This is a genomic window from Streptomyces sp. ITFR-21, from assembly GCF_031844685.1.
Lineage (GTDB): Bacteria > Actinomycetota > Actinomycetes > Streptomycetales > Streptomycetaceae > Actinacidiphila.
On the sequence record NZ_CP134605.1, the window covers coordinates 624,891 to 637,803 of the forward strand.

A 12,913-nucleotide genomic window follows, 5' to 3' on the forward strand; every position below is an offset into this window, starting at 1 on the left:
ACGTGTCTCCTCAGTCGCGTTGTGGGGTCGCGATGCGGTCTGGACGCTAGGCGCCGCCCGCCGGAGGAGTCAATACACATCAAAAAATAAGTCGTGAACTATGCATCGGTCAGGCGTCGATGGTGTTGGTCGCGAGCAGCCCGATGACGACGAGGCCGATGACGATCCGGTAGATCACGAAGGAGTTGAAGGAGTGCTTGGCGACGAAGCGCAGCAGCCAGGCGATGGAGGCGTAGGCGACGACGAAGGACACCAGGGTGCCGACGGCGAGCGCGGGCACGCCGACGCCCCCGCTGGTGGCGTCCTTCAGCTCGTACAGTCCGGCGCCGGTGAGGGCGGGCAGACCGAGGAAGAACGACAGGCGGGTCGCGGCCATCCGGTCCAGGTCGCGGATCAGGGCGGCGGAGATGGTGGCACCGGACCGGGAGAAGCCGGGGAAGAGCAGGGCGAGGATCTGCGAGGTGCCGACCACCATCGCGTCGGCGAACGTCACCTGCTCCTCACCGCGCTTGAAGCGCGCCATCTGTTCGGCGCACCACATGACGACGCTGCCGCCGATGAGGGAGAAGGCGACCACCCACAGCGAGCCGAGCGGCCCGTCGATGAGCGGCTTGGCGGCCAGGCCGACGACCACGATCGGGATGGTGGCGTAGATCACCCACCAGGTGAACTTGTAGTCGTGGTTGTCACGCTCCCGCTTGTCGGTCAGTCCGCGCAGCCAGGCGCCGACGAACCGGGTGATGTCCTGGAAGAAGTAGACAAAGACGGCGGCGATGGCGCCCACCTGGATCACCGCGGTGAAGGCGACCACCGAGTCGTCCTTGACCGGGATGTTCATCAGTCCCTCGGCCATCTTGAGATGGCCGGTGGAGGAGACCGGCAGGAACTCGGTCACTCCCTCCACGATGCCGAGAATGACGGCCTGGCCGACGCCGATGGCACTCATGGGTGGTCCCGTCCCCTGGTCTTCCGATGGAGGAACCGGGCGTGCCCTCGTACGGGCACGCCCGGTCCACTCCGACTACATTTGTGTAGACGCTCGGTCAGACTCTAGAGGACGCGCGCGGCGCCCGCTAAGCCGGGGCGGTCGTCAGGCGATCGAGAAGTCGTCGCCGTAGACCGCGCCCTGGCCGTACCAGCCGTGCAGGTAGACCGTCACCGTACCGGTGGAGCCGGTGGTGAAGGGCACCGTGAGCTTGGTCCAGGAGCTGCCCGAGGCCCAGGTGCTGGCGGTGGCGCCGCCGGAGACGCCGGCGTACGCGTAAGGGCCCTGCACCCAGGCGGTCAGCGTATAGGAGTGGTTCGCCTGGAGCGCCACCGACTGGTCGCACTCCCCGGTCTGCGAGGAGGAGGGCACCACGTGCAGCGCGTGGCTGCCGGCGTGCGCCGGGCTGGCGACCACGCCGCCGCCGGGCTGGCAGGTCCACGGCGTCAGGCTGCCGGTCTCGAAGCCGCCGTTCACCACGCTCCCGCTCGGATTGCCGGTCCCGCCGGTGACGGTCAGCGCGTACGTCGCCGCGTGGGATCCGGAGCCCGCCGAACCGTTCACCGAGAGGCTGTACGTGCCGGGGGCCGCGGCCGAGGTGGTGGTGACCGACAGGGTGGCGGTGCCGCCCGCGGTGACCGAGCCGGGGCTGACCGAGGCGGTGACGCCCGCCGGGGCGCCGCTCACCGACAGGGCCACCGACTGGGCGGAGCCGGCGGCGACGGCGGTGTGCACGGTGGAGGTGGCGGAGCCGCCGGGCGCGACCGACCCGGAGGACGGGGACAGCGACACCGAGAAGTCGTTGGCCGGCGGGGGCGTGGTGGTGCCACCGCTGAACGGTTCGAAGATGTGGCTGAACTGCCAGGTGGTCTGCGGGGTGCCGGAGCAGGAGTCGGAGCCCCCGGTGCCGTTGCAGTTGCCGTTGTCCCGTTGCAGGGCCCAGAAGGAGAGGGTGTTGACGCCCTTGCTGACCGCCCAGTTGTAGACGGTGGTGGCGTTGGCGGTGGTGAAGGTCTCGGCGGGCCCGTAGTCGTCGATACCGGGCATCTCGATGATGCCGGTCATACCCCACAGCTGGGCGTCGGTCTTCGACGGGTAGAGCTGGGCCAGCTGGTTGTGCAGCCCGGTGATCGCGGTCTGGGTGTCGGTCGCCATGTCGTGCGTGGCGCCGTCGTAGTAGTCGAACGTCATGAGGTTCACGACGTTGAGGTTGACGCCGTTGGACACCGCGTTCTGCAGCACCGCCAGACCGCTGCCGGAGCCGACCGAGCCGCTGGTCAGGCCACTGGTGGTGGTCGGCAGGGTGTAGGAGAACTGCAGCGGGCGGCCGTTGGCGGCCGCCCAGTCCTGGACGATCTTGACCGCCTTGTTGCGGCGGTCGATGCCGGCCGCGTTGGTCAGCGAGTTGTCCTCGATGTCCAGGTCGATCCGGCTGATGTCGTAGGTGGTGACGACGCTCTCGTACGCGGCGGCTATGGAGTTGACGTTGGTGCAGCTGTCCGCGATCTCGGTACCGCTGTTGTCGGCCGCGTAACCGCCGAAGGACGGGATGACGTCGCCGCCGCCGGCCTGGATGGTGTCGATGTCGGCGCCGAAGTGGGACTGGCTGATGGACAGCGAGGTGTCGCCGTTCCAGTACGGCGTGCAGGAGCCGACGGACGGGGTCTGGACGAAGGCCATCGTCAGGTACTTGTTGCCCGAGGCGGTGGCCAGCCCGGACAGGCTGTCGCCGTTGTACGCCTCGAAGTAGGGGGCGAAGACGTGGGCGGGCAGTGCGGTGGCCGCCTGGGCGGCGCCGGCGCCGGTGAGGGCGAGGCCGGCCGCCGCGGCGACCGTGGCGAGGCCGGTGATCAAGGCGCGGATGGGTCTGCGAACGGGTCCGGTCATGGACCGCGCTCCCTTCGACATGGGGGGACGCATTTTGGTCTGGACCAATATGTTGGTCTGTACCACCCAACTGTCAAGAGCCCTTACAGATAATCGGGTTGGCCGCCGCGCGGGGGGTGCCCCCGGTCGTAGCCCGTCGTTCCGGCGCCGCCCGGCCGCGGTCGCCGCCGCGCCGGGAAGGGCGCGGCGGGGAGGGGTGGGCGCGGTGAGACCCGTCGCGGGGCCCGGCCCGCTCAGCGCGGCCGGGCCGCCGCCGCGAGCGCCGGTACGAACCGGGCGGCGTCCGGCGTGCCGACGCCGGTGGCCAGGTCGTAGCCGCGCACCGCGGTGTAGCCGGGCACGCCGTCATAGGTGGTGTCGGTGCCGTCGTCGACGTCCACGATCCCGGTGGACCCGACATCCCCCTCGGCCAGCGCGTACAGCGCGGTGTGGATGTCGCCCAGCCGGCGGCCGGCGAACTGGTCGGCCAGCGCGACGATGCCGGCGAAGAGCGGGCTGGACTCGCTGGTACCGCCGTAGACCTCCCAGCCGGCGGCGGTCGGGTCGTAGCTGGAGTACACCCACGCGCCGCCGTCGACGGCCGCGCTCATCGAGATGTCCGGGGTGCCCCGGCGGTCGCCGACGACGTTGCGCACCCCGTCCTGGTACGCGGGGCGGGGGAAGACGTTCGACCGGCCGCCGCCGCCCGCCCCGTAGTCGTTGTACACGCTGTCCGGCGCGGTGCGGTCGCCCTCGGCGTCCAGGTGCAGCCGGGTGCCGCCGACCGAGGTGACCAGCGGGTCGGCGGACGGCCAGGAGTTCACCGGGTACGGGTAGTCGGTGCGGCCGTCCTCGGCCGCGTCGGTGGCCCCGCCGTCCCCGGAGGAGGCCAGGACCGTCACCCCGCGCCGCCGCGCGTCCTCGAAGGCGTACCGCAGCCGCCGGATGCTGGAGAAGTCCCCCTGCCCGAAGCCGGGGAAGGTGTTCTCGGTGGCCCCGAAGCTCTGCGTGACGACATCGCCGACACCGTGGTCGATCAGGTACTTCTCGGCGTCCATCATCTCCGGCAGCCCGGTGACACCCTCGGTCTCGGCGACGCCGGTCTCCACCAGCACGATGCGGGCGCCGGGCGCGACGGCGTGCGCCATCTCCACGTCCAGCGTGCTCTCCCCGGCCCAGCTGGTGTGGTCGTTGTCGGCCGGGTCGAAGGCCGGCACGTCGCCCCACTTGACCACCTGCACCGTGGTACTGGGCAGGCCGAACTGCTTGCTGTACACGTCCAGGTCGTGCTGGATCGTCGGCGAGCCGAACGAGTCCACGACCACGACGGTCCGGCCCCTGCCGGTGATCCCGGCCCGGTACAGCGGGTCCAGGCCGTACGCCCGGCGGTACTGCAGGGGCGTGTAGCAGCTGATGCCCCAGGTCGCCCGGCACTGCTCGTCGCTCAGCGGTTCGTCGGCGCCCTTGACGAGCCGGTGTCCGGCGACGGCCGGCACCGGCCGGACCGCGGGCCCGGCGGCGGCAGGCGCGGGGGCCGCGGGGGTGGCGGCGGCGGTGGCGGTCCCGGTGAACGGGGCGGCGATCAGGGCGGCGGCGGTCAGGGCCGCGGCCCCGGCCGCCGCGGTCACGGCGCATGGCCGCGGACGAGGTGTGCGCATGGACTCTCCTTGGGTGGGGAGCACTCCTCCCGCGGACTGCGACCGCGCGGAGCAGCTGACCGGATCACATCGACAGATGTGCCCGGGGGAGAGGCGTACGTCGTCCACCGCCGCGTGCCGTACCCGATCGGCCGATCCGCTGCTGTTTCGTGGTCATGACATGACGACGGGCCGGGAGCTCCTCAGGACACGATGTCCTTGGTGCGGAAGCCGCGGAAGGCGAGCGCGGTGAGCACCACCGCGTACGAGACCGAGACCGAGGCGCCCTGGACCATCCCGGTCCACTCCACGGTCGGCTGGATGGCGTCCAGCCAGGAGAACTGCCAGTGCGCGGGCAGCACGTCGCGCCACGAACCGAGCGCGGTCACCGCGTCCAGCACGTTGCCGACGATGGTCAGCCCGACCGCGCCACCGACCGCGCCCAGCGGTGCGTCGGTGATGGTGGACAGCCAGAACGCCAGCGCCGCGGTGACCAGCTGGCCGACGAAGACATACGCCACCGCGACCGCCAGCCGGGGCAGCGCGCCGCCCGATCCCAGCGCCCCGCCGGCCGGCAGTTCCAGATCGCCCCAGCCGTACGCCACGGTGCCGGCCGCCAGCGCCACGGCCGGCAGCAGCACCAGGGCGACCGCGCTGAAGCCGAGCGCCACGGTCAGCTTGACCGCCAGCAGCCGGGCCCGCGGCACCGGCGCCGCCAGCAGGTAACGCAGGCTGGACCAGCCGGCCTCCGAGGCCACGGTGTCCCCGCAGAACAGCGCCACCGGCACCACCAGGACGAAGCCCGCCGAGACGAACAGGCAGGTGGCGGCGAAGTTAACGCCCGAGGCGGTGGCGGTGTCGATCAGTGTCGGGCCGGCCGCGCCGCTGTCGTGCGGGGTGCCGCCGATCGCGAAGGCCGCCATCAGGATGAACGGCAGCGCGGCGAGCAGTACGCCGACGATGATCGTGCGGCGCCTGCGCAGCTGGCGGCGGGCCTCCACGCGCAGCCGCAGGGTGCGGCCGGGCCGGTAGCCGGGCGCGGTGGCGGCGGGCGGCGCGGCGGGGCCGGGCGCGGGTACGGGGGTGGCGGCGCTCATGCCGAGCCTCCGATCAGGGTCAGGAAGGCGTCCTCCAGGCGGCGGTGCGGGCCGATCCGGTCCACCGGCACCTCCAACCGGACGAGTTCGGCCACCAGCTGCGGCGCGGTCATCCCGTCGAGCACCGCGAGCAGCCCGTCGTCCTCACGGACCGCCCCGGCCACGCCGGGCAGCGCGGCCACCTGGTCCACCACCAGCTGCGAGACCCCGCCGGCGACGCCGACCAGCACGGTGTCGGCGGAGCCGATGATCTCGGCGACCGGACCGGTACTGATCAGCCGGCCGCGGTCCATCACCACCAGATGCGTACAGGTCTGCTCGACCTCGGCCAGCAGGTGGCTGGAGACGATGACGGTACGGCCCGCGGCCGCGTACCGGATCAGCACCTCCCGCATCTCGCGGATCTGCGGCGGGTCCAGGCCGTTGGTGGGCTCGTCCAGGATCAGCAGGTCGGGCAGCCCGAGCATGGCCTGGGCGATGGCGAGCCGCTGCCGCATGCCCTGCGAGTACGTGCGCACCGCGCGGCCGAGCGCGTCGCCGAGCCCGGCGATCTCCAGTGCCCGCGCCAGGTGCGCGTCCTGCGCGGGCCGCCCGGTGGCCTGCCAGTACAGGTCGAGGTTGGCACGGCCGGTCAGGTGCGGGAGGAACCCGGCGCCCTCCACGAACGCGCCGACCCGGGAGAGCACCGGCGCGCCCGGCCGGACCGCCTCGCCGAAGATCCTGATCTCGCCCTCGTCGGGCCGGATCAGGCCCATCAGCATCCGCAGGGTGGTGGTCTTGCCGGCGCCGTTGGGGCCGAGCAGGCCGAGCACCTGGCCGGGCTCGACCCGGAAGGACAGCTCGCGCACGGCGTAGCGGTCGGCGGACTTGGCGTACCGCTTGCTGAGCCCGGAGATCACCAGCGGCACCGCCGCCAGCGCCGGGTCGGCGGGCCGCGGCCGGGCCCGGCGGCGGCCGGTGAGCAGCAGCGCCGCCGCGATCAGCAGCGCGAGCGGCGGCAGCGCCCAGACCCACCAAAGCAGCGGGGGCGTGGCGGCGCTGAGCCCGGTGTCGGTGGGCAGGGTCAGCCGGGGGTCGGCGAGCGCGACGGACAGGGCCGCGGGCGCGGCCGGGGAGGCGTAGCCGAGGTCGGTGGTGGACAGCACCAGGCGCAGCCGGTGTCCGGCGGCGAACCGGTGGTCCACCGCGGCGAGGTGGACGCGTACGGCGGTGCCCTCGGCCGAACCGGCGATCCGCACCGGGGCGGCGAGCCGGGCCGGCAGCGTCTGGGCGCCGTCCGGGCCCACGTCGTAGAGCTTGGCGAAGAGCACCGCGTCGGGGGCGGTGGTGGCGACCTTCACCGTGACGGAGGGCGCCCCGGTGAGGGTGACGGCGTGCGTGAGCCGGTCCGACTGGAACGCCGCGAACTGGCCGGGGTAGTCGACGGACAGCCCCGCGCCGAGGTCGGCGAGCCCGCTGAGGGCGCCGGCGCCCGGTACCGCGGAGATCGCGGGCGGCGCGCCGCCCGGCGGGTTGCCGATCCGCTGCTCGGGCCCGGCCAGCGGGATCCGCTCCGCCGCGGTGCCGTCGAGTCCCGGGTAGCCGCCGCCGGTCGCGCCGCGCAGCACCACGCTGCCGTCGGTGGAGTTCAGGCCGCCGGTGCGGGTGACACGGAAGGCCGGTCCGGTACCGGTGCCGGTGTCGCCCTTGAGGTAGTGGTCGAACCACGCGGTGACCCGGCGGTCGATCCGGGCGTCCTCGGTGTCGCCGCCGTCGTGGCCGCCGGCGATCCAGTCCACCGCCACCGGAGCGCCGTTGGCCCTGATCGCCTTCGCCATCGCGTCGGACTGGGCGAGGGTGAACAGCGAGTCCGTCTGGCCCTGGACGATCAGCGCGGGCACCTTGATCCGGGCGGCGACCGCGGCGGGGCTGAGCGCCGCAAGCCGGTCGCGGGCGGCGGCGTCGGGCCGCCCGGCCTGGGCGACCCGCTGGTAGAGGGCGCAGACGGCCGGCTCGAACCGGCCGCACAGCGGGTCGCCCGCGGCGGCGGGCGGCGGGGTGCCGGCGGCCGGACCGGTGCCGGTGCCGGTGCCGGTGTTCGCGGCGGGCGGCGCCGCGGGGGTCGCCGGCGCGGCGCCGCCGTCCGCGCCCTCTCCGGCGGTCCGGCCGGTGGGCGGCGCGGCGGCACCGGTGAAGAAGATGCCGGCCCACAGCTTCTTGTAGACGTCGTCCGGGAAGAGCGCGTCGGCCAGGTTCCAGTACGTCTCCCGGGGCGCTATGGCGTCCACCCGGTGGTCGTAGCCGGCCGCGAGCAGCGAGACCGCGCCGCCGTAGGAGATACCGGAGACGCCCACCCGCGGGTCGCCGGGGGCGTCGAGGCGCACCTCGGGACGGGTGGCGAGCCAGTCGATCAGCTTGCTGACGTCGGCCACCTCGCCCCCGGGGGCGTTGAGTCCGATCCGGCCGCCGGAGTGACCGAAACCACGGGCGGTCCAGGTCAGGACGGCGTAGCCGTGCCGGGCGAGGTCCTCGGCCTGGCCGCGTTCGTCGTCCTTGCTGCCGCCGAAGCCGTGGCCGAGCAGCACCGCGGGCCTGCGGCCGGTGCCGCCGGCGGTGAAGTAGGAGGTGTCCAGGCGCACTCCGCCGGCGCCGGTGAGCACGGCGTCGCCGCGGTGCACGGCCGGCCCGCCCGCGGCGGTCGCGCTGCCGACCGCGGCCGAGCCCGCGGCCAGCAGCGCGAGCGCCGCCGCCCCGGCCAACCACCGCTTGCGCCGCGGCCATCGAAGATCCATCCCCCGATCCTAGGGTCTGCCGTGGGGATCCGCGGGGGTGGCGGAGCGTGGTGCGGTGCGGCCGCCCGGCGGATGAGGGAACCGGCATGGTACGTCGCCGACCGGCGGGAAGGCGGCGGACGTGCGGGCCGGGGCTCACGACGCCGCCCGGATCCGCCCGACGACCGACCCTGGACGCCGGGCGGCACGGGGTGGCGGGGGGTCGGCGTTTCCCCGGCTTTTCCCGGGCGCCGGGCGCGGGTCCGCGATCGGCGGCGGACACCGGTTCCGGACTTTCCCCGGGGCATCCGTCGAGCCGCTCGACAGGCGCGATGACGGGGGGCGTATCGGCCGTCAGGGAAACGGCCGCGGCGCGGTTCGGCGGTTGTTCGCCGGTGTGTTCGGCGCGATGTCCGCCGGGCGGCTTACGGCGAGATGACGGGGCCCGTACGCGTCCGGGACGAGCCCCTCCGGGGGTGTTCCGGCCGGCCAGCGGTGCGTTCGCGCCGACCGCGCCGACCACACCGGACGCGGTCGCCGGCAACTGGGCGGCGGGCAGCGCGCGGCGGACAGCGGAATGCGGGACACGGCCGGGTCGTCGGTGCCCGGCGGTAGAGTCCACGGCGTGGCGAAGGCGCTCTCGGCAGCTCAGCGCAAGGCGGTGACCGGTTCGGAGCCGGGCACCGGCCGGTTGTCGGCGCGCCCCGAGGTCTGTACGGCGCTGGTGGCGGCGGGACTCGCGGTGCCGCACGGGCGCGGCGGCCACCACGCGTACTACCTCAGCTCCGAAGGACGGCGGCTGCGGGCCGAGTTGGCGGCCACCCGGGCGGGCTCCGCCGCGGGCGTGGAACCGGCACCGGCCGCGGCACCGGCGCGCGGCGGCTTCACGGCGGACGACGGCACCGGCGGGGCGCCACCGGGCGGTGCGGCGCGGCGGGCGGCGGAGGTCGCGACGGCCTGGGAGGGACTGCGGCAGATCCGGGCGGTGCTGCTCGACGGCGTGACGGACGTACCGGCGCCCTGGGAGCGCGAACGGCCGGTGCACGCCGTGGCGTTGGCGCTGGAGGCGGCGGGCTGCCCGCCGGCCCGGCCGGACACGGCGGGCTACCGGGTGACCCCCGCGGTCGAGCCCGGCATGGCCGAGGTCACCTGGTCCGCGCCCGGCCCGGCGCCGGCGGCGCTCGCCACGTGCGCGTCCCTGCTGGGCTCCTGCGGCTGGCAGTGCACCCAGCACCGCACCCGCGAAGGACGCCCCTTCCTCGTCGCCTCCCCCCGGCGCTGACGCCGCTCGCACCCCGCGCCGCACCGGCCACCCGCACCGGCCACCCGCACCGGCCACCCGGCCCGGCCACCCGGCCCGCCTACCGGCCCGCGCCCGCGGCCACCGCGGATCCCGAACACCCCGCCGTCCGCCGCAGGTCGGCCCGCCGGCCTCGCCGGCTTCCGTCCCTGGTACGGGTGGTGGACCGGCCCGGTGGCCCGGAACACGATGACCGTCTTACGTCTCGGATATTGCGAAGAATTATCGCTGTTTTGCACAGACTCATGGACTTACTGCGACCGCGCTCGTAGTCTCTCCACGCCCGGCCGGGTGCTCCCCCCTTCCCCTCACCCCCGACCGCAAGGACGTGTGCCTGTGTCGCACTCACCTCGCAGTGATGCCCTCAGCGATGCCAGAAGTCTCCGTTCGCACCGCCATACCAGGCGGCGCGGTTTCGCCGCCATCGTGTCCTTCGCCGTCGCCGCGGCGGCAGCGCTGACCGCTGTGACGCTGGCGGGCGCCCCCACCGCCAGCGCCGCCGGGGTGCCCGCGCCCTCGCCGATCGGCATTTCGGGCCGCGGCGCCAACGTGCCGTTCACCGAGCTGGAGGCGGAGTACGCCAATACCAACGGCACGCTGATCGGACCGGACCGGCTCTACGGCCACCTGCCCTCCGAGGCGTCCGGCCGACAGGCCGTCACCCTCGACGCGGTCGGCCAGTACGTCGAGTTCACGCTGACCAAGCCGGCCAACGCGGTGTCGCTGCGCTACAGCCTGCCGGACACCGCCGACGGCAAGGGCCGCGACGCCACCCTGGGCGTGCTGGCCAACGGCACCTCGGTCAAGACGCTGCCGGTCACCTCGCGGTACAGCTGGTACTACGGCGGCTACCCGTTCAACAACAACCCGGGTGACACCAACCCGCACCACTTCTACGACGAGGCGCGGACCCAGCTCGGCAGCACCTACCCGGCGGGCACCAAGATCCGCTTCCAGGTGACCTCGACCGCGCAGTCCCCGACCTTCACCATCGACCTGGCCGACTTCGAGCAGGTGGGCTCGGCGATCGCGCAGCCCGCCGGATCGATCAACGCTGTCACCGACTACGGGGTGGACCCGACCGGTGCCACCGACTCCACCGCCAAGCTGCAGGCGGCGGTCAACGCGGGCCAGGCGCAGGGCAAGGTCGTATACGTTCCACAGGGCATCTACACCCTGTACAGCCACGTGATCGTGGACGGAGTGACCGTCCAGGGCGCGGGCCCCTGGTACACGGTCTTCGGCGGTCGCGACCCGGTGAACCGGTCCAACGCGGCGGGCTTCTACGGCAAGTACGTCGGCCAGGGCGGCCCCAGCCAGAACGTCCAGCTCAAGGACTTCGCGATCATCGGTGACATCACCGAGCGCAACGACAACGACCAGGTCAACGGTATCGGCGGCGCGCTGTCGAACTCGACCGTGGACGACCTGTGGATCCAGCACGTCAAGGTCGGCGCCTGGATGGACGGTCCGATGGACCACTTCACCATCAAGAACAGCCGCATCCTGGACACCACGGCCGACGGTGTGAACTTCCACATCGGCGTGACCAACTCGACGGTGACCAACACGTTCGTCCGCAACGTCGGAGACGACGGTCTGGCCTCGTGGCCGGAGAACCAGCCGAACGTGAACGACAGCTTCGACCACAACACCGTCGTGCTGCCGATCCTGGCGAACAACATCGTCACGTACGGTGGCAAGGACTTCAACATCTCCGACAACGTGATGGCCGACACCATCACCAACGGCGGCGGCCTGCACATCGCCAACCGCTACCCCGGCGTCAGCGCCGGCCAGGGCACCGCGGTCGCGGGCACCATCACCGCCGCCCGCAACACCCTGATCCGGGCCGGCAACAGTGACTTCAACTGGCAGTTCGGCGTCGGCGCCATCTGGTTCGACGGGCTCCAGGGCCAGGTCAACGCCAACATCCAGATCAGCGACACGGACATCCTCGACAGCTCCTACGAGGCGATCCAGTCGATCGAGACCGGTGTCACCGGCGTCACGATGAAGAACGTCAACATCGACGGCGCGGGCACCTACGCCATCCAGGCGCAGGCCGCGGCGAACATGACCTTCATCAACGTCAAGGCCAAGAACATCGGCCAGGCGGCCACCCCGATCCACAACTGCGTCGGCACCTCCCTGCAGATCACCGACGGCGGCGGCAACTCCGGCTGGAACGTGGGCCAGACCTGCACCGGCACCTGGCCGACGCCGATCTGGACCAACGGCGGCGTGCCCACCGGCGGCAGCGGCGGCACGACCGGTGGCGGCACCACCACGCCTCCCACCACTCCCCCGACCACTCCCCCGACCACCCCCCCGACGACGCCTCCGACCACGCCGGCCAGTGGCAACCTGGCACAGGGTCGTCCGGCTTCGGCGTCGTCGTCGGTGCAGAACTACGCCGCGGGCAACGCGGTGGACGGCAACGCCGCCACCTACTGGGAGTCCGACGGCAACGCCTTCCCGCAGACACTGACCGTCGACCTCGGGTCCACCCAGCCCATCGGCAAGGTCACCCTCAAACTCCCGCCGTCCACCGACTGGGCCACCCGCACCGAAACACTCGGCGTCCTCGGCTCCACCGACAACAACACCTGGGCCACCCTCAAAGCCTCCGGCGGCGTCACCTTCAACCCCGCCTCCGGCAACACCGCCACACTGACCTTCACCACCGCCAACGCCCGCTACGTACGCCTCAACATCACCGCCAACACCGGCTGGACCGCAGCCCAGCTCTCCGAGTTCGAGGTCTACGCGGCCACCGGCGGCTCCACCACTCCTCCCCCCACCACTCCTCCCCCCACCACCCCGCCCCCCGGCAACCCGAACCTGGCACAGGGCCACCCGGCGAGCGACACCGGCCACTCCGACGTCTACACCGCGTCGAACGCCGTGGACGGCAACGCCGCCACGTACTGGGAGAGCACCAACAACGCCTTCCCACAGTCGCTGACCGTCGACCTCGGCTCCGCCAAGACCGTCGGCCGGCTGGTGCTGAAGCTGCCCGCCGGCTGGGGCACCCGCACCGAGACGCTCAGCGTCCTCGGCTCGACCGACAACAGCACCTACAGCACACTGAAGGCGTCGGCCGGTTACACCTTCGACCCGAGCAGCGGTGACAGCGTCACCGTCACGCTGACCCCGGCCTCCGCCCGGTACCTCCGGCTCACCTTCACCGGGAACACCGGATGGCCCGCCGGCCAGCTGTCCGAACTGGAGGCGTACGCCTCCTGACCGCCTCCTGACCACCGTTCGCCGCGCGC

At 72.9% G+C, this 12,913-nt stretch carries 7 protein-coding genes; 2 read left to right on the top strand and 5 right to left on the bottom strand.

Going from position 1 to position 12,913, the window contains the following annotated elements; all coding sequences use genetic code 11:
* Window positions 1-109: 109 nt before the first annotated feature.
* From RLT57_RS02760 to RLT57_RS02780, 5 genes are all read right to left on the bottom strand, one after another.
* Entirely contained in the window at window positions 110-946 is an 837-nt protein-coding gene (locus RLT57_RS02760; RefSeq protein WP_311295758.1) for an undecaprenyl-diphosphate phosphatase, read from the bottom strand.
* A gap of 144 nt (window positions 947-1,090) precedes the next feature.
* Entirely contained in the window at window positions 1,091-2,872 is a 1,782-nt protein-coding gene (locus tag RLT57_RS02765; RefSeq protein WP_311295759.1) for a carbohydrate binding domain-containing protein, read from the bottom strand.
* 233 nt (window positions 2,873-3,105) lie between these two features.
* The gene (locus tag RLT57_RS02770; RefSeq protein ID WP_311295760.1) at window positions 3,106-4,509 is read right to left on the bottom strand and encodes a S53 family peptidase; all 1,404 of its coding nucleotides are present in this window, start codon (window positions 4,507-4,509) and stop codon (window positions 3,106-3,108) included.
* Between the two features lie 182 nt (window positions 4,510-4,691).
* Window positions 4,692-5,585 (bottom strand): ABC transporter permease, encoded by an 894-nt coding sequence (locus RLT57_RS02775; protein ID WP_311295761.1) that lies wholly within the window; start codon window positions 5,583-5,585, stop codon window positions 4,692-4,694.
* Entirely contained in the window at window positions 5,582-8,356 is a 2,775-nt protein-coding gene (locus RLT57_RS02780; protein ID WP_311295762.1) for an alpha/beta fold hydrolase, read from the bottom strand. Before RLT57_RS02780 ends, RLT57_RS02775 begins: the two co-directional genes overlap by 4 nt.
* Before the next feature lie 604 nt (window positions 8,357-8,960).
* Here RLT57_RS02780 and RLT57_RS02785 point away from each other — a divergent pair.
* Both RLT57_RS02785 and RLT57_RS02790 read left to right on the top strand, forming a co-directional pair.
* Entirely contained in the window at window positions 8,961-9,617 is a 657-nt protein-coding gene (locus RLT57_RS02785) for a hypothetical protein (RefSeq protein ID WP_311295763.1), read from the top strand.
* 444 nt (window positions 9,618-10,061) lie between these two features.
* Window positions 10,062-12,884, top strand: coding sequence for a discoidin domain-containing protein (locus RLT57_RS02790; RefSeq protein WP_311295764.1), 2,823 nt, complete (start codon window positions 10,062-10,064; stop codon window positions 12,882-12,884).
* The last annotated feature ends 29 nt before the right edge of the window (window positions 12,885-12,913 follow it).